This window comes from Salmonella sp. 741265073_HBA, from assembly GCF_046569105.1.
Lineage (GTDB): Bacteria > Pseudomonadota > Gammaproteobacteria > Enterobacterales > Enterobacteriaceae > Salmonella > Salmonella enterica.
Genome location: NZ_JBKFRY010000009.1, coordinates 29,114 through 46,267 on the forward strand (window position 1 = coordinate 29,114; position 17,154 = coordinate 46,267).

Annotated in this window: 15 protein-coding genes; 6 read left to right on the forward strand and 9 right to left on the reverse strand. The window is 52.9% G+C overall.

Translation table 11 applies throughout. The features are described 5' to 3' along the window. Positions 1-40 precede the first annotated feature (40 nt). From cadB to hmpA, 3 genes are all read right to left on the reverse strand, one after another. Positions 41-1,372 (reverse strand): cadaverine/lysine antiporter, encoded by a 1,332-nt coding sequence (cadB, locus tag ACLD3P_RS13465; RefSeq protein WP_000100008.1) that lies wholly within the window; start codon positions 1,370-1,372, stop codon positions 41-43. A gap of 361 nt (positions 1,373-1,733) precedes the next feature. Beyond that, entirely contained in the window at positions 1,734-3,278 is a 1,545-nt protein-coding gene (gene cadC / locus ACLD3P_RS13470) for a lysine decarboxylation/transport transcriptional activator CadC (RefSeq protein WP_001187151.1), read from the reverse strand. Between the two features lie 181 nt (positions 3,279-3,459). Beyond that, on the reverse strand, positions 3,460-4,650 hold the full coding sequence (gene hmpA, locus ACLD3P_RS13475) for an NO-inducible flavohemoprotein (protein ID WP_000883147.1): 1,191 nt from the start codon (positions 4,648-4,650) through the stop codon (positions 3,460-3,462). A gap of 324 nt (positions 4,651-4,974) precedes the next feature. On the opposite strand from hmpA, the gene glyA reads away from it, so the two are divergent. Both glyA and ACLD3P_RS13485 read left to right on the forward strand, forming a co-directional pair. Then, the gene (gene glyA, locus ACLD3P_RS13480; protein ID WP_076934893.1) at positions 4,975-6,228 is read left to right on the forward strand and encodes a serine hydroxymethyltransferase; all 1,254 of its coding nucleotides are present in this window, start codon (positions 4,975-4,977) and stop codon (positions 6,226-6,228) included. 195 nt (positions 6,229-6,423) lie between these two features. Beyond that, the gene (locus ACLD3P_RS13485) at positions 6,424-7,563 is read left to right on the forward strand and encodes a 3-phenylpropionate MFS transporter (protein WP_001173729.1); all 1,140 of its coding nucleotides are present in this window, start codon (positions 6,424-6,426) and stop codon (positions 7,561-7,563) included. Here the strand turns inward: ACLD3P_RS13485 and csiE are convergent. Next, positions 7,558-8,835 carry a stationary phase inducible protein CsiE gene (csiE, locus tag ACLD3P_RS13490; protein ID WP_000982966.1) on the reverse strand — a complete coding sequence of 426 codons (1,278 nt, stop codon included), beginning with the start codon at positions 8,833-8,835 and terminating at the stop codon, positions 7,558-7,560. The genes ACLD3P_RS13485 and csiE overlap by 6 nt on opposite strands. A 125-nt stretch (positions 8,836-8,960) precedes the next feature. On the opposite strand from csiE, the gene ACLD3P_RS13495 reads away from it, so the two are divergent. Then, positions 8,961-9,599: a DUF1007 family protein gene (locus ACLD3P_RS13495; protein ID WP_001653455.1), complete on the forward strand. Its 639-nt coding sequence runs from the start codon at positions 8,961-8,963 to the stop codon at positions 9,597-9,599. Further along, on the forward strand, positions 9,590-10,576 hold the full coding sequence (locus ACLD3P_RS13500) for a nickel/cobalt transporter (protein WP_411006396.1): 987 nt from the start codon (positions 9,590-9,592) through the stop codon (positions 10,574-10,576). Before ACLD3P_RS13495 ends, ACLD3P_RS13500 begins: the two co-directional genes overlap by 10 nt. Here the strand turns inward: ACLD3P_RS13500 and asrC are convergent, their stop codons facing one another. The 5 genes from asrC to suhB form a co-directional block, all read right to left on the reverse strand. Beyond that, entirely contained in the window at positions 10,577-11,590 is a 1,014-nt protein-coding gene (gene asrC / locus ACLD3P_RS13505) for a sulfite reductase subunit C (RefSeq protein WP_000020685.1), read from the reverse strand. Positions 11,591-11,600: 10 nt separating this feature from the next. Next, positions 11,601-12,419 carry an anaerobic sulfite reductase subunit AsrB gene (gene asrB, locus ACLD3P_RS13510; protein ID WP_024797666.1) on the reverse strand — a complete coding sequence of 273 codons (819 nt, stop codon included), beginning with the start codon at positions 12,417-12,419 and terminating at the stop codon, positions 11,601-11,603. Positions 12,420-12,422: 3 nt separating this feature from the next. Continuing rightward, positions 12,423-13,466 carry an anaerobic sulfite reductase subunit AsrA gene (asrA, locus tag ACLD3P_RS13515; protein WP_000985214.1) on the reverse strand — a complete coding sequence of 348 codons (1,044 nt, stop codon included), beginning with the start codon at positions 13,464-13,466 and terminating at the stop codon, positions 12,423-12,425. A 181-nt stretch (positions 13,467-13,647) separates the two neighbouring features. Beyond that, entirely contained in the window at positions 13,648-14,526 is an 879-nt protein-coding gene (locus ACLD3P_RS13520; RefSeq protein ID WP_000174943.1) for an alpha/beta hydrolase, read from the reverse strand. Positions 14,527-14,670: 144 nt separating this feature from the next. Further along, positions 14,671-15,474, reverse strand: coding sequence for an inositol-1-monophosphatase (gene suhB / locus ACLD3P_RS13525; RefSeq protein ID WP_023214306.1), 804 nt, complete (start codon positions 15,472-15,474; stop codon positions 14,671-14,673). A gap of 118 nt (positions 15,475-15,592) precedes the next feature. Here suhB and trmJ point away from each other — a divergent pair, with 118 nt between their 5' ends. Next, positions 15,593-16,324 (forward strand): tRNA (cytosine(32)/uridine(32)-2'-O)-methyltransferase TrmJ, encoded by a 732-nt coding sequence (trmJ, locus tag ACLD3P_RS13530; RefSeq protein ID WP_000940032.1) that lies wholly within the window; start codon positions 15,593-15,595, stop codon positions 16,322-16,324. A gap of 159 nt (positions 16,325-16,483) precedes the next feature. Next, positions 16,484-16,978, forward strand: coding sequence for a Fe-S cluster assembly transcriptional regulator IscR (iscR, locus tag ACLD3P_RS13535; protein WP_115285772.1), 495 nt, complete (start codon positions 16,484-16,486; stop codon positions 16,976-16,978). Positions 16,979-17,154: the final 176 nt, after the last annotated feature.

Below are 17,154 nucleotides of genomic sequence, written 5' to 3' on the forward strand. Positions count from 1 at the left end.
GCAGGTGACGAAAGGGGCTTTGAGAAAAAGGAGTTAGCGGTTAAAGCGCTTCAGCCGTATTGTTGTCGCTGTCGTTGTTCTGGCGCTGGTGCATTTTGCGGCCGTAGAACATCAGGATGATCAGACTGACGATAAAGGTGCCGGAGAGTTCGAAGGAGCTGGCGCCCATCAGTGCGATGAAGCAAAATGCGCAGCCCAGTACAGAACAAATCAGGCTTACCGAGTTACGGATGTTGAACCCTTCGAAGCGAATCAGGTCAACACAGGAGTAGAAGTACGGCAGCATGGTAAGCAGTACGGCAATCCCGGTCAGTTCGCCGAACAGGTCGGACGCTTTACCGCCGCTGGAGTTCATGATGGTGATCAGAATCATCAGCGCCGTCATTTTCACCGCAGCCAACAGCAGACCTTTTTTCGGAATACCGTTTTTATCCATTTCACCGTAAATTTTCGGGAAGTTGCCGTCGTTGGCGGCGCGAACCCCAGCCTGGCCGACCAGCATCATCCAGGAGCCCAGAGACGTCAGGCAGGCGAAAGCGGTAAAGGCGGAAACCAGCGGCGCAGCCCAGCCACCCAGAATCGTGGAGGTACTGATAGCGAACGGCGCGCCGGAAGAGGCCATAACGGAAGCTGGGAACATCCCGGCGATAACCTGAGTCGCGGCGATATAGATGATGCCTGCCAGCGCGGTACCCAGCATGGTTGCCAGCGGTACGGTGCGTTTCGGGTTTTTCACCATGCCGGTGCTGACGGCGGCAGACTCAACGCCAACGAACGCCCACAGGCAGAGCAGAATACTTTTAACAATGGCGTGAGAGTCGGTCGTCGTGGACGTGTTCCAGTTCGCGTGATAGGTCGCGATATCGAACCAATGCCAGCCGGCGACTGCGGTCAAGACTACCGGGATCAGCACCAGGAATAGGCCAATCGTTGTTAAGCGGCTGACCCAGGCCCCGCCCAGCATATTAATAAAGGTGAACAGCCAGACGATAGCAATACAGGCAATACCTGCCGGTATTGGATTATTTAATGCCGGGAAGAATGTAGAAAGATAAGAAACAGCGGTAATGCCGATGGCTAAGTTACCAATCCAGTTTGCGTGATAATAAAGAACGCCGGTCTGGAAACCAAACGCCGGAGATATTTCCCCAGCATAAGCGATAGGGCCACCCTGTTGAGGGTTTTTGGTTGCCAGCCTCGCATAAACATAAGCCAGCGACATTGCCCCAATAATAGAAATTACCCAGCCCCAGATGGCAATGCCACCAATACTGGCAAGGTTGGCGGGTAATAATGCAATCCCGCTCCCCATCATATTACCGGCAACGACGCCAGTACAGGCAAATAGCCCGATCTTTTTGACAGAACTCATGTTCATTTCTCCTGAGCTGTATTTTTAAGAACCGGGCTTATGCTTCATATATGCTGCGTGCCCGTTCAACTGTCGACAAGATTAACGAATGGGTTGAGATAAGTCCTAAAGAAAAAGTGAAATAAACACAAACATGAAAAAACTGATAGATTGATTTTTTTTGAATTAACATATAAATATCATGAAAAATATCATGAAAGGATAAACATCGTTTAATTACAAAGAGTTATATTTACATTTCTTTGCAGTGAATATGTTGCCAAAATTAACATAAGTTATTTTTGGCAACATGTTTTTCACAAAATAAAAGCGAAAAATTTAATATCTTTTCGCTTTTATTTGTCATGGTTCAGCGTTAAATTTAATCTTCTGCCAGAAAACTATTCAGATAAGGGACAATTTTCTGAACGGATGTCTGAAATACGCCATTTTCAATCCAGTACAGCGTGTTTTCACCTGGACGTAAATTAAAGGCGGTCAGATAGGCATCAGCGGCCAGACGATTCTCACCTTTCATTTCGTAAACTTTCCCCAACAGGACATAGTTAAACCACGACATTTCAAGCTCGATGCTTTTATTGATTTCCTCATACGCTGCATCGATATCACCTTTGCCTAACAGATCAACGGTCTTGATTTTATAATAAACAGACGTTTTCTCAACGCCCGGAATTTGATCTATTTTTTTAAACTCTTCGTTCAGTGCGGCCACTTGTTCTTTATCAAACGGCTGTTGTGATTGCCGTAATACATCTACCAGCACTTTATATTCATAGGCATAGTTGAAATCAGGCGTTTCCTTAATAATGCCATTCAGAATATCGCTGGCTTTACTTAGCGCCTGCGCATCGCCGCTCAGAATAAGCTGGCGCGCCTCATAAAAACGCATCAGCGCGGTATTTTGCGGCGTTCTGAACAGGGCCAGTTGTTCTCGCATACGATTAGGCCAGGGCTGTGTTAAAACGAAAGACAGGCTATTAAACAGATCATCCTGGATGGACAACTGGTTAGTATTGGTGACGAAATAACGCTTATCCAGCATGGTTGAACCATCGGCGTTATCAATGAGCACCACAGACATAAAGCACTGCTGCGCCCGATAGTGGCGCTGATTGACAAACTGAATGGTTAACGTCTTACCGGAGCTGCTTGGCTCATTGACCCGGTAATTGGTTTTATCGTGCACCATAAAGGTCGAGTAGGTGTTCAGCAAGTCGGTGATTAAGCCGCCCAGACCGATGGCGTAGGACTCCTGCGAGACCCAGTTATTACAGGAATTGCCGCCTTCAAAACGAACATCTATATCTCGTGGGTTAAGTAATAACCGCGTTTTTGTTACCGCGGCATTATGATCTACCACCGACATCACGATAAACACCACCAGCGTCGCCAGCGAGAGCAGGAACATCACCCACGTCCAGAAAGCAGCGATACGCGGCTTTTTCGCCTTTTTAGTCGGCGTTTGCAAAGAGGCGGGCGGCACAGGCGTAGCGGCAGTAACCCCCTCCGTCGGTTCTGCATTCGTTGCTGCGATCGGCGGCGGCGGCGACGTTGATGAATTATCGATCTCATCGCTATTTTCTTCGCACCAGATAACCGGCGCCGTCAGCTTATAGCCGCGTTTAGGTACGGTAACGATGTATTCAGCATTGCTGTCTCCGCCATCTCTTAATGATTTGCGTAGTTCAGAAATGCTTTGGGTGACAACATGGTTGGTCACGATGGTGCGCATCCAGACATGATCAATAATGTTATCCCGGCTTAACACTTCATCCGGATGATGCGCAAAATACATCAGAAGATCGATCAGCCGTGGTTCAAGAGTAATCTGGCGTCCCTGACGACTGATCTGATTAACAGAAGGTGTAACCAGCCACTCTCCAATGCGTACAACAGGTTGCTGCATAAAAAGATGCCCTAACGAGCTAAGTCAAACGTTAATAATAACACGATTTGCACAGACTTTTTTTATTCCCCTTTTTTGTAAAAGAAAGGCATAAAAAGTAGTGTAATAAGCAGGGGAACGGGGAGGAAAACGGGCGTTCGCCTTAACGATAACACCCGTTTTTTCAGAGGATTTCTTGCAATTACAGCACTTTATGCGGGCCGAAACATTCGTAATGAATGTTTTCGTTATTCACGCCAAGTGAAACCAGTTGTTTTGCGGCAAACTGCATAAAGCCTACCGGGCCGCAAAGATAGAACTGCATTGCCGGATCGCTGATCGCGGCTTCCAGTTTGCTTAAATCCATCAGCCCTTCGCTGTCAAAGACGCGTTGGGCGCGATCGGCCTCAGTCGGTTCGCGGTACCAGGTATGGGCAGTGAAACGTGGCAGTGTACGGCCCAGCTCGCTTACTTCGTCGGCAAACGCATGAACGTCGCCGTTCTCCGCCGCATGGAACCAGTTCACCTGCGCGGTATGCTGTTCTTTCGCCAGCGTATCGAGCATCGCCAACATCGGCGTCTGGCCGACGCCAGCGGAAATCAGCGAAACGGGGGTATCAGCGGCGACATTCATAAAGAAGTCACCTGCCGGCGCAGCCAGATGCACCACATCGCCCACGCTGGCGTGATGGTGTAACCAGTTTGATACCTGGCCGCCGTCCTCACGCTTCACGGCAATACGGTACCCTTTGCCATCGGGTTTACGGGTCAGTGAATATTGGCGGATCTCCTGATGCGCAAAACCTTCCGGCTTCAGCCAGACACCCAGATACTGCCCGGGACGGTATTCCGCCACCGTACCGCCGTCGACCGGTTCAAACTCAAAGCTGGTGATCAGTGCGCTACGCGGGGTTTTTGCAACGATGCGGAAGGGGCGCGTGCCTTCCCAGCCGCCGTCTTTGCTGGCGTTCTCGTGATAAATCTCGGCTTCCCGATGAATAAAGACGTTAGCCAGTACGCCATAGGCTTTTCCCCACGCGTCCAGCACCTCCTGGCCCGGGTTGAACATTTCGTCCAGCGTCGCCAGCAGATGCGTCCCGACGATGTTGTACTGCTCCGGCTTAATCTGGAAGCTGGTGTGCTTCTGCGCGATTTTTTCTACCGCCGGCAGCAACGCCGGTAAATTTTCGATATTGCTGGCGTAGGCCGCGATAGCATTAAACAGGGCTTCGCGCTGATCGCCGTTACGCTGGTTGCTCATATTGAAGATTTCTTTGAGCTCCGGATTATGCGTAAACATACGGTCGTAGAAGTGGGCGGTCAGTTTCGGTCCTGTTTCAACCAGCAGGGGAATGGTGGCCTTTACTGTAGCGATGGTTTGTGCGTCAAGCATACGTGCTTCCTTTATGTGAAAATCTAATGATGTATATCAAATGCATCTTATAAAAATACCCTTGCATTGTAAATGGATCTTCTCTGCTTTACGTTATGGAGGTAACAACGTGAAAAATCTGCATCACAAAGCTGAAAAGAAATCCGTTGAAATTCGTCAGGCTCTCGTTCAGGAAACCCTTATCTGACGCATAGGTAATCGTTTGCGTAAAAACCTTTGTCAAGACCTGTTATCGAAGAATGATTCGGTTATACTGTTGGCCGAAGTCCCACGGACTGCCTTTTCAGGCACAAATTTTATTGTTAGCTGAGTCAGGAGATGCGGATGTTAAAGCGTGAAATGAACATTGCCGATTATGATGCCGAATTGTGGCAGGCTATGGAGCAGGAAAAAGTACGTCAGGAAGAGCACATCGAACTGATCGCCTCCGAAAACTACACCAGCCCGCGCGTGATGCAGGCGCAGGGGTCTCAGCTGACCAACAAATACGCTGAAGGTTATCCGGGCAAGCGCTACTACGGCGGTTGCGAATACGTTGATGTCGTAGAGCAGCTGGCTATCGACCGCGCGAAAGAACTGTTCGGCGCCGACTACGCTAACGTGCAGCCGCACTCCGGTTCTCAGGCTAACTTTGCTGTTTACACCGCGCTGCTGCAGCCGGGCGATACCGTTCTGGGTATGAACCTGGCGCAGGGCGGCCACCTGACTCACGGCTCCCCGGTTAACTTCTCCGGTAAACTGTACAACATCGTACCTTACGGTATCGATGAGTCCGGTAAAATTGACTATGACGAGATGGCGAAGCTGGCCAAAGAGCACAAGCCGAAGATGATTATCGGTGGCTTCTCTGCTTATTCCGGTATCGTTGACTGGGCAAAAATGCGTGAAATCGCTGATAGCATCGGCGCATACCTGTTTGTCGACATGGCGCACGTGGCGGGCCTGATTGCCGCAGGAGTTTACCCGAACCCGGTTCCGCACGCTCACGTTGTCACCACCACCACCCACAAAACCCTGGCGGGTCCGCGCGGCGGCCTGATCCTGGCGAAGGGCGGCGATGAAGAGCTGTACAAAAAACTGAACTCCGCCGTGTTCCCAAGCGCGCAGGGCGGCCCGCTGATGCACGTGATCGCGGGTAAAGCGGTAGCGCTGAAAGAAGCGATGGAGCCGGAGTTCAAAGTTTACCAGCAGCAGGTGGCGAAAAACGCCAAAGCGATGGTGGAAGTGTTCCTGAACCGCGGCTACAAAGTGGTGTCTGGCGGCACTGAGAACCACCTGTTCCTGCTGGACCTGGTGGATAAAAACCTGACCGGTAAAGAAGCTGATGCCGCGCTGGGCCGTGCTAACATCACGGTGAACAAAAACAGCGTGCCGAACGATCCGAAGAGCCCGTTCGTGACTTCCGGTATCCGTATCGGTTCTCCGGCGGTTACTCGTCGCGGCTTCAAAGAAGCGGAAGTGAAAGAGCTGGCTGGCTGGATGTGTGACGTGCTGGACAACATCAATGATGAAGCCACCATTGAACGCGTGAAAGCGAAAGTACTGGATATCTGCGCCCGCTTCCCGGTTTACGCGTAAGCGCTTATGTTGTGAAAATGGCCCGATGGCGCTGCGTCTGTCGGGCATTACTTATGCGCCATAACGTGACGCCGCCGGAAGTCATTATCCGGCGGCGTTGTCGTTTGAACTTCTCCCTCCGCCTGTTAACCTTATGTTACCCTTGCCAGCGCAACCGTTTACCGCCAGACTATCGCCTCCAAACGGGAGGGAATCATGGCATTGCATTCCACGCGCTGGCTGGCGCTCAGTTATTTCACCTACTTCTTTAGTTACGGTATTTTTCTGCCCTTCTGGAGCGTCTGGCTCAAAGGTCTTGGGCTAACGCCGGAAACCATCGGTCTTCTGCTGGGCGTGGGTCTGGTCGCGCGTTTTCTCGGCAGTCTGCTCATTGCGCCTCGCGTAAGCGATCCTTCGCGGTTGATCTCCGCGCTGCGCGTACTGGCATTGCTGACGCTGGTATTTGCGCTGGCATTTTGGGCAGGAACGCATGTCGCGTGGCTAATGGTGGTGATGGTTGGGTTTAACCTCTTCTTTTCACCACTGGTGCCGCTGACCGATGCGCTGGCTAATACCTGGCAAAAGCAAATTACCCTGGACTATGGTCGGGTGCGGCTGTGGGGGTCCATCGCCTTCGTGATTGGGTCGGCGCTGACCGGTAAGCTGGTGAGTTTATACGATTACCAGGCGATTCTGGCGCTACTGACGCTCGGCGTCGCCTCGATGTTGCTGGGTATGTTGTTACGTCCCAGCGTGCCGCCGCAAGGAGAAAGTCGTCAGCAGGAGAGCGCAGGCTGGCCCGCCTGGCGTACGCTGGTGGCACAAAGTTGGCGTTTTCTCGCCTGCGTCTGCTTGCTGCAAGGGGCGCACGCCGCCTACTACGGTTTTAGCGCCATCTACTGGCAGGGGGCTGGCTATTCAGCATCGGCGGTCGGCTATTTATGGTCGTTGGGCGTGGTGGCGGAAGTGATCATTTTTGCCCTGAGTAAAAAGCTATTCCGCCGGTTTAGCGCCCGCGACTTGCTGTTGCTTTCCGCTGTGTGTGGGGTGGTACGCTGGGGACTGATGGGCTGGAGTACGGCGTTGCCGTGGCTGATTGTGATACAAATCCTGCACTGTGGCACGTTTACCGTTTGCCATCTGGCCGCCATGCGCTATATCGCTGCGCGTCAGGGAAGCGAGGTGATTCGTTTGCAGGCCGTCTATTCCGCTGTGGCGATGGGCGGCAGCATCGCGATTATGACGGTATTTGCCGGTTTTCTGTATCAACATCTGGGCGGCGGCGTATTCTGGATTATGGCGCTGGTGGCATTGCCCGCTATCTTTCTTCGGCCCAAAGTGGTTGCCGCGTCATGATTCCAGGATCTTGCGGATCTGCTGCTGTTGGTGCTCTGTGAGGGCGCGATCCGCATGAATTAACGGCGGTGAGAAGAGCGGTAGCGGCGTGGCGTAAGGGGTAACAATCAGCGCTACGCCGCGCGGGCATCCCTCTTTTTGAAACGCCTGGAGCGATATCCGCCTGATATTCAGCGGCAACAGGGTCAGTTCACGCAGTTGCTGCTCAATATGCGTCTCCAGCGCATCATTTTTATCCGCTAACAATACGATCTGTCTCTCATGCAAATCGTTATCCTGCATCAGCCAGGCGCCGAAAATCACTGCCACCAGCCCCGTCTCTTCCTCGGAAAAGTGGACACCATATTCGGCTTCAAACCCGGCGAGCGCCTCACGTGTGGTGCGAACCAGACGCGGATAAAGACGGTTAAACTCTTCCGGAAGCGTATTATCGATGCCAATCGTGAATAAACTTCGGTTCAGCGCCTGGGCGAGATGGACATACAGCTGATCGTTAAGCCCTTGTTCGTCGCTGAAGCGTACGTTCCCTTTTTCTCGAAAGCGCAGCACCAGCCGCGCCACCTCCAGTCGCAGTTGCTGCGCCCGTTGATGCGTGTCGCGAATCGGGTCGGGGAGGCGAATCATTGAAAACAGTAACGCCATAAACAGCGCTTCATTGAGCGGTGCGGCCTGCATCACGTGGCGCTGCCAGTGACGACCAATTTCCTGGGCGAGTGGATATTCCGCGCACGACTGCGCCCAAATCTGCTGCACAGGGTTGAATTCCGGGGTGATGCCGGCATGGTGTTGTAGCAGACAATACTGTAAAAAGAGACGCAGGAACTGTACGTCGCGATGTTCAAATGGTTTTTGCAACCGGCGGGCGCACAGATTGATGAGCGCGTGCAGATTAATATCGTCATACAGCGGACGCGCGATACCGCGCTGCTTTAGCGCGTTTTTTAAGGCCGGGGTAAACTGTTGCGTGACGAAGGTCGGGCATAAACGCAGGCCACGCCTGAGCCAGTGTAAAAGGCAAAGGCGCTGATCGAGTGCTGTACCTTCGATCCGATAGCAACCGTTCTGGCATGTTGTGATGGCAAGGCGATGATAGCGCTGGATCTCCAGGCTTGTCTCAGTGATATCCTCACGGGCAGTATCATCATCAACGCCATTAAGCGCGCTGAAGATTTCCACCGTGGCAATTGGCTCCGGCTGGAAAAGCGTCAGCAATACCTGACAGCGGCGCTGGGGAGCGGAAAGTACAGATGGTGGGGCAATTGTCGGCATCATCTGTCAGGTCTCCCGTTAGTTTGTCTGGTAAGGATAGCTAAAGTTTGCGTGTGAAAAATGTGATAAGCGTGCTTTTAGGCCAGGAATGCTGAGGAACGTCACAGAATTTTTATCGCGAGGAACAGATGAAGCCAGTGAAACGCAGCGCCTTAACACTATTTCTTGCCGTTTTATCTTTCGTGGCGGCGGCGCATCCGCACAGCTTCATCCGTCTGCAAACGCAGGTGGTCAGTGAAAATGAGCAATTTGTGGCGTTAAAAATGCGCTGGACAATGGACGCGCTGACATCCGCAGATCTGCTGTATGACGCCGGAAACGCGGCACCGGGGTCAGAAATATGGAAAAAGTTGGCGGCGGAAGTGATGGCTAACGTACTTGGGCAGCACTACTTTACAGAAGTGTGGCGCAATGGCGCGAAAGTGAAGTTTAAAAACAGGCCGACAGAATACGGTATGACGCGTGACGTGCATCAGGCGGTATTGACCTTTACGCTACCGCTGGCTGAACCGCAGCCGTTAAGCGGACAAACTTATACCTTTTCAACGTTTGATCCCTCTTATTATGTCGATATGCATTATGACCAGGACAGCGATATCACGATGCCGGAACCGCTGCGCGAAAAGTGTCGGATTCAGGTTTATACTCCTGCGCCCGGCGAAGAGACGCTACGTTTCGCCCAGTCGCTGGATAAAGAGGACGCGCCGCCGGAGGATATGGATTTAGGTAAACAGTTTGCCCAAACGGTGACCTTGCAATGTCAGTAATTTTTTCTCAACGCGCTCCGGGGCGACGCTGGCTCTCGCTGTGGCCACTGGTGTTATTCCTGCTGTTGATGCTGGTTGGCGGTCTGTGGATATGGCAGGCCTGGCCGCAGGTGATGTTGAAAAGCGCTCTTTGGCAGCGGGACGTAAATCAGCAGTTGAGCGCGCTGCTTAACGCGGTGGCGACGCATCCTGAGCGGGCGGGCGGATCGTTGCTTCTGCTGAGTTTTATGTATGGCGTGCTTCATGCGCTGGGGCCGGGACACGGCAAAGTGGTGATCGCGACATGGCTGGCGACGCATCCTTCGAAGCTGAAATCGAGTATCGTGTTAACCCTCGCCGCCGCGTTATTGCAGGGGCTCGTGGCTATCGGGTTGGTGGTGGGCGTGCTGACCGTATTGCAACTTCCGGCCAGGCAGCTCCATCTGAGTGGTTTCTGGCTGGAAAAGGGGAGCTATGCGTTAGTTGGCGGGCTGGGCATCTTTCTATGCTGGCGGGCCATAAAAAAGTTACTCGCGTTACTACGTAAACCTGTCTTTATCGCTTTTACGCCGCGCCATGTTCACCATGAAAAATGCGGCTGCGGACATCAGCATCTACCGACGCAGGAACAATTGCATAGCGGCGATGACTGGCGCGCGCGACTCATGATCGTACTGTCTATGGGGATGCGGCCCTGTTCCGGCGCGATAATGGTGCTGTTATTCAGTAAAGTGATTGGCGTTTTTAGCTGGGGAATGGCGTCGGTACTGGCAATGGCGGCGGGAACCTCGCTAACGATTACCTCGCTGGCGCTGCTGGTACACACTTTTCGTGCTCTGGCGGTGAAACTCAGTGGAAACAAAGCGCCGGCGTTATGGCGGCAGGTAGGCTGGTCAACGCTGGCGCTGGCCGGAGGGGTGATACTGCTTGTCGCGGCGCTGGTCATGTGGTTTAGCGTGCCGCAGCCTGTGGGCGGGCTGCGGCCATGGCGTGGTTGATTAGTGCCCGGCGGGTTTGAGATGCATCCGCGCGACGGATTCGTCTTCGGCCCAGTAAATGCGTTCGGCGACCATCGCTTCCGGATTGAGCTGAACGCCGCGCAGTACCCGTTCTTTAAAACGCAGGTAGCCGCCTTTGTCGATCAGATGGCCCATATGTAGATAGATCGGTTTTCCGCCGAGCATCTCTTTTTCAAATTCATACAGGTTAACGATCACCTGCTTTATCACATCTTCAGTCACCCAGTTGAGGAAGAGCTTGCCGACGCGCGGCGTCTTTTTACTGGTGCGTCCGCCCAGACGGACTTGCCAGAGCTGATCCGGCTTACGTTGCCAGGCCAGCGTCGGACAGGCCAGCACGCACTCGCCGCAGCCGATACAGGCGGACTCTTCTTTGACCGCTTTGCCATTCTTCAGCGCCAGGCAGCCTACCGCGTGGTGACTACAGGCCTTCACGCAGGCGCCGCAACCGATACAGCGATCGGCAGTGAAGCGCATTTTCGCCACGCCAATAATTCCCAGATCTGCCATTGACGCCTTCGCGCAGTCATTCGGGCAGCCAACGATGACCGTTTTGAGATGATAAGGGCTGGGATAGACCAGTTTTTCAAGACGACGGGACAGGCCGGTCGTGTCAGTGTTGGCTTTCTGGCAAATGCGGTTCCCCTGACAGGCGACAATATTTCGCCCGCCAATAGCGAGGTAGCCCGCTTTGGTATCCTCAACCTGGACGTCGCATAGTTCTATTTCAATCTCGCGAAGAAACGGCTCCAGCGCGGCGTTCACGTTGTCGATATCTTCGTAACGGATACCCGGCATCGCCAGCTTCTGGCGGGTAGTGAGGTGAATTTGTCCGTTGCCCCAGGTTTCGGCGATGTCACGCGCTACCGTCAGCAAATGCGCGGGCAAAATACCGCCGGGAATGCGGACGCTGATCATGGCTTCGCCGCGCACTTTTGACAGGCGATATTCGTTTTTCGCACGGGCTTTAATGATATCAATATCAATGCTCATGATGTTCTCCTTAATCGGCAAAACGTTGCGCGACGGCGTAGTTAAATATCGGGCCGTCGGTGCAGACATACACTTCGCCCATACGGCAGTGGCCGCACTTCCCGACGGAGCAGGCCATCCGGCGTTCGTAGTCCACCCAGATTTGCTCCGGCTTGAGCCCTTTTTGCAGCAGCATTTTTACGGTAAAGGTAATCATTATTGGCGGCCCAACGACGATGGCCTGCATGGTGTCGATATCGCTAAGCGTCATGTCGGCAAGCCGATCGGTCACCCGGCCAATCTGGTAACGGTCATCAGCCTCGCCTTCATCCAGCGTGAGCACCAGATTATGTTTGCCGCGCCACGTCGCCATTTCTTCTTTGTACAGCACGCAATCGCGATTTTTATAGCCGAGAATCATATCCAGTTGACCAATTTCCTGGGGATTCTCAACGAAATAGCGCATTAAGCCTTTCACCGGCGCGACGCCCGTGCCGCCTGCGACAACCAGTAAGGGTTTATGGCGCAGCGTATCGACCGGATAGCCATTGCCATAGCAGCCGCGTAGCCACACGTTGTCGCCTTCTTTCAGCGTAAAGAGGGCGCTGGTCACTTTTCCGACATTACGAATCAGCAGATCTATCCAGCCGTCGCCATAGTCGGAAACGGAGATGGGCGCTTCGCCGACGCGCGGCAGCGACACCTCAACAAATTGCCCCCAGTGCGCGGGAAAATCGACGGCCACGCGGAAATTCCACTCCAGCAGCGTGTGGCGAGTAATACTGAGGATGCGGTACGCCGCAGGCAGCAAACTGTGCTGCGGTTTATCATGACAGGAACAATGTGACATGCGTTATGCCTCCTCTGCCAGCGCCTGCCGAACGGCAGCGGTCATTTTGTTGATAATCAAAGAAAATTTGATGTATTGCGGGCAGCGATCGTCGCAGCGGCCGCAGCCGACGCACATATGTTCAATGCCGTTGCGCGCTTTGTAGTCATTGACCTTATGCAGGGCGCGGTAGCGCAGACGCTCGCCGGGTTTTTCGCGAAAACCATGACCGCCGGCCATGTCGCTAAAGCCCGGCACCATGCAGCTTGCCCACTGGCGACGGCGTTCGCCGCGCTGCGGATTTTCATCATAGGCGACGTCAAAGACGCTATAGCAGGTACAGGTTGGGCACCCGGTAGTGCAGCGGCCACAACTGATGCAGCGGCTGTCGTAGGCATCCCATAGCGGATGGCGGGTGAGAATGTCGCGAATTTTTTGCGGATCGCGGCAAACGCTGTCCGGCGTGACGACGGTTTCCCGGTTTTCGCTGACGAAAGAGGGGGTATAGTCAGCCTCCTGCCCCAGCCCTTGTATCGCCGCCTCGATAAAGGGATCGCGGATGCTGACAAGCGCGCCTTCATCGCTAAAACGCATAGCGGCGCTATAACAGTCAGTTTTATTAGTACCCATTGAGACGCAGAAACAATTTTCGAAGCTTTCTTCACACTCAATAAGGACGAAACGAATATGCTCTCGTAGCAGTTGATAACTGTAATCGGAATTATTCCCATTTGATAAATACATATAATCCAGCCGCGACATGGCGTTAATGTCGCAGGCGCGGGCAAAGACGATTATCGGGGAGGTGTCTGTCTCGGCAATTTGAATGGTGTCTTTATCGAAATAAAAGAGCGTTTCGGTGATAGGGGCAATAATGGTATTCGGCGACATGTGCGATTTCTCGTGCCAGATGAGATCGCGCCAGCCGCTAATTCGTTGATAAATAATGTTGTCAGTGTCGGAAAAACGTCCGCCGCGAAACTCTGCGGACGGGGCAAACACGCGCCATTTTTTGTTTAATCGCTGGATAAGCAAACTAAACTCGTCAGGCGTAATTTTGATAGCCATCACATACTCCACAGTAATATTCAGGAAAAACAAATGAAAATAAATTGTTATAAAAATCAGTTGAATATTACTGTTACGCTAGCGCTAATCCACCGCCTTCGCTAACGGGAAAAAATGGTTTTTACTATCGGTATAATAAATATATTCTTAGTCATAAAATATGCATATATACAGCGTCGCGCTATTTAGCGGATAGCGCGGTCTGAATAAAATTAATCATTGCATCGCGGTAAAGGTTTTCATAACGCCCGGAAAGAGCATCAATGTGATCGCCGCCAGGAATGAAGATTTTTTGTTTGGGCTCTTGGGCGAGGGCATACAATTTCTCACTGTCCTGCCAGGGAATAACATGGTCTGCCGTGCCATGAAGAATCAATACCGGAATGGGGCTGACGCTGGCGATATTGCGATCCGCGCTATAGCGGTCATCAAGCAAATAGCCGCTGCCCGGGATCATCTGGTTGGCGATGGAGGAATAGGATAAAAACGTTGAGTCGAGGATAATCGCACGTATGCCCGCCTGGTCGGCGTAGCGCATATTTGCGCAGCCTACGCAGTGGCCTACGGCGGCCAGTACATTATTACCGCCCAGGCTCTGCCCCAGCAGTACCAGGCGCTCGGGGTTAACGTCGGCGCGATGCCGCACATAATCTATCGCGCTTTTCGTATCGTCCAGTAGCCCTTCTTGTGATGGGGTACCCTCAGATTCGCCAAAACCACGGTAATCAAACATAAACAGGTTTACGTTGCGTTCTGGCAGCCAACTGACTAACGGCCAGTGCGCCGACATATTTCCGGCGTTGCCATGGACATGAATCACCGTCGCGACGGCGTTTTCCGGCCTGCCGAAAGCAGTGGGAATAAACCAGCCGTGCAGATGCGTGCCATCTTTGGCGGTAAAGGTAATGGATTCAGCTTCGGCAGGGGTTGGCCCATAGACTTTATTGTCCGGGTAATAAAAGGCATTGATCGCTACGCGGGGTAGCAGATAAATACAGACCACAATGATAAACAGAATAAAAAGGGATTTGACGATGCGTCGGGTATGTTGAAGGGTCATGTTCGCTTCCTTGCCGCTTTATGCCAATAGCGGAGCAGGGAGCGATCGTACAAAAACATGCTGGCAAGTAAAGCAATCAGGTTGTGTTTAGGAAAAACGCCTGAAAAGGCACGGCGGATGAGTGGCCCCATCCGCCGAAGAGACTTAGCGCTTCAGCGCATCGCTCAGTTCGTCGCGCATATTCGCCAGCATGGCTTTAACGACGCGCGGATTCCCCGCCACGATATTACCGGTCATCATGTAGTTATGACCGCCGGTGAAATCGCTGACGATACCGCCCGCTTCACGAACCAGCAGTTCGCCCGCGGCGAAATCCCACGGACGAAGGCCAATTTCAAAGAAACCATCGACACGACCTGCAGCCACATAGGCCAGATCCAGCGCGGCGGAACCGGTGCGGCGGAAATCGGCGCATTCGGTGAACAGCTTGCCGATAATATTAATGTAGGTGGTCGCGTATTGTTTGGCTTTGAACGGGAAGCCGGTAGCGAGAATAGTGCCGTCCAGATCGCGCGCGGTACTGCCGCGCAGACGATAGCCGTTCAGTTGCGCGCCCTGACCGCGGGTGGCGGTGAACAGTTCGTTACGCATCGGATCGTAAACGACAGCCACTTCAGTACGGCCTTTAATGCGTACAGCAATGGAAACAGAGAAGTGTGGCAGACGTTTGATGAAGTTGGTGGTGCCATCCAGCGGATCGATAACCCATTGAACATCCTGATCTGTGCCAACGAGCTCACCGCTTTCTTCGGTGATAATAGTGTGTTGCGGGTAAGATTTGCGAATGGTGTCGATAATCACCGCTTCAGCGGCCTTATCTACGTTGGTCACAAAATCGTTACTGCCTTTTTGGCTCGCTTCTACAGCGTCCGGAGTTTCATAGTTTTTGGCAATTACATTACCCGCCTTGCGCGCTGCGCGCACGGCGATGGTCAGCATCGGATGCATCGGTCTCTCTCACTGGATGTTAAAGAACGGGAAAACGGCGCAGAGTATAGCAGCGAGATCGGAATCTGTCTTGGTTTTATGGTAAGATGTCAGAATAATCTTTAGCTGAAGAAAGACAATGCTGCAAAACATTCGAATTGTGCTGGTGGAAACCTCCCACACCGGCAATATGGGCTCTGTGGCTCGCGCTATGAAAACCATGGGCTTAACTAACCTGTGGCTGGTAAACCCGTTGGTGAAACCGGACTCCCAGGCCATCGCTCTGGCGGCAGGCGCCAGCGATGTGATCGGTAATGCGCAGATCGTCGATACGCTGGACGAAGCGTTGGCTGGCTGTAGCCTGGTGGTCGGCACCAGCGCCCGTTCCCGCACTCTGCCGTGGCCGATGCTTGATCCGCGCGAGTGCGGCTTAAAAAGCGTGGCGGAAGCGGCAAATACGCCGGTTGCGCTGGTTTTTGGTCGTGAGCGTGTTGGGCTGACTAACGATGAGTTGCAAAAATGCCATTATCACGTCGCGATTGCCGCTAACCCGGAGTACAGCTCGTTGAATCTGGCGATGGCGGTACAGGTCATCGCGTATGAAGTCCGTATGGCCTGGCTGGCGACGCAGGAAAACGGCGACGCGGCAGATCATGAAGAGACGCCGTATCCGCTGGTGGACGATCTTGAACGTTTCTACGGCCATCTGGAGCAGACGTTGCTCTCCACTGGCTTTATTCGCGAAAACCATCCGGGGCAGGTGATGAATAAATTGCGCCGTCTGTTTACCCGCGCCCGCCCGGAAAGCCAGGAGTTGAATATTCTGCGTGGGATTCTGGCGTCTATTGAGCAGCAGAATAAAGGCAAGTAACCGCGTCAATACCGCACGGAACGCTAAATACCTGACTAATTTACTCAAGTAAATAGTTGACCAAATTACTCGGGAATGTCAGACTTGTCCCTGCTATGCAATACCCCCATTTTACAATAAAAAACCCCGGGCAGGGGCGAGTTTGAGGTTAAGTAAGACATGAGACTGACATCTAAAGGGCGTTATGCCGTGACCGCAATGTTAGACGTTGCGCTCAACTCCGAAGCGGGCCCGGTACCGTTGGCTGATATTTCTGAACGTCAGGGGATTTCCCTTTCTTATCTGGAACAGCTATTTTCCCGTTTACGTAAAAACGGTCTGGTTTCCAGCGTACGCGGGCCGGGCGGCGGTTATCTGCTGGGTAAAGATGCTGGCAGTATCGCGGTCGGCGAAGTGATCAGCGCGGTTGATGAATCCGTTGACGCGACCCGTTGCCAGGGCAAAGGCGGCTGCCAGGGCGGCGATAAATGCCTGACCCATGCGCTGTGGCGTGATTTAAGCGATCGTCTGACCGGTTTTCTCAACAATATTACTTTAGGCGAGCTGGTGAATAACCAGGAAGTTCTGGATGTGTCTGGTCGCCAGCACACGCATGACGCGCCGCGCGCCAGCGGTCGTGCGAAGGACGCTATCGACGTTAAATTACGCGCTTAATTAAAATATTACGCCATCTCTTCTGGCGGCCTCATGCGGTGAATGCCGCGGTCGTCTGAAGGATGAAGCGTAAAAAAGAATTCAGAATCAGGCCGGGACGCGGACGTCCCGTCAACACGGTCGTACATCCAGCCGGTTGCCTGATTCCTTGCATTGAGTGATGTACGGAGTTTAAG

Excerpts from the sequence above, each read along its gene's own strand:
- cadB (WP_000100008.1), bottom strand. The coding sequence starts at position 1,372 with ATGAGTTCTGTCAAAAAGATCGGGCTATTTGCCTGTACTGGCGTCGTT.
- cadC (WP_001187151.1), bottom strand. The coding sequence starts at position 3,278 with ATGCAGCAACCTGTTGTACGCATTGGAGAGTGGCTGGTTACACCTTCT.
- hmpA (WP_000883147.1), bottom strand. The coding sequence starts at position 4,650 with ATGCTTGACGCACAAACCATCGCTACAGTAAAGGCCACCATTCCCCTG.
- glyA (WP_076934893.1), top strand. The coding sequence starts at position 4,975 with ATGTTAAAGCGTGAAATGAACATTGCCGATTATGATGCCGAATTGTGG.
- ACLD3P_RS13485 (WP_001173729.1), top strand. The coding sequence starts at position 6,424 with ATGGCATTGCATTCCACGCGCTGGCTGGCGCTCAGTTATTTCACCTAC.
- csiE (WP_000982966.1), bottom strand. The coding sequence starts at position 8,835 with ATGATGCCGACAATTGCCCCACCATCTGTACTTTCCGCTCCCCAGCGC.
- ACLD3P_RS13495 (WP_001653455.1), top strand. The coding sequence starts at position 8,961 with ATGAAGCCAGTGAAACGCAGCGCCTTAACACTATTTCTTGCCGTTTTA.
- ACLD3P_RS13500 (WP_411006396.1), top strand. The coding sequence starts at position 9,590 with ATGTCAGTAATTTTTTCTCAACGCGCTCCGGGGCGACGCTGGCTCTCG.
- asrC (WP_000020685.1), bottom strand. The coding sequence starts at position 11,590 with ATGAGCATTGATATTGATATCATTAAAGCCCGTGCGAAAAACGAATAT.
- asrB (WP_024797666.1), bottom strand. The coding sequence starts at position 12,419 with ATGTCACATTGTTCCTGTCATGATAAACCGCAGCACAGTTTGCTGCCT.
- asrA (WP_000985214.1), bottom strand. The coding sequence starts at position 13,466 with ATGGCTATCAAAATTACGCCTGACGAGTTTAGTTTGCTTATCCAGCGA.
- ACLD3P_RS13520 (WP_000174943.1), bottom strand. The coding sequence starts at position 14,526 with ATGACCCTTCAACATACCCGACGCATCGTCAAATCCCTTTTTATTCTG.
- suhB (WP_023214306.1), bottom strand. The coding sequence starts at position 15,474 with ATGCATCCGATGCTGACCATCGCCGTGCGCGCAGCGCGCAAGGCGGGT.
- trmJ (WP_000940032.1), top strand. The coding sequence starts at position 15,593 with ATGCTGCAAAACATTCGAATTGTGCTGGTGGAAACCTCCCACACCGGC.
- iscR (WP_115285772.1), top strand. The coding sequence starts at position 16,484 with ATGAGACTGACATCTAAAGGGCGTTATGCCGTGACCGCAATGTTAGAC.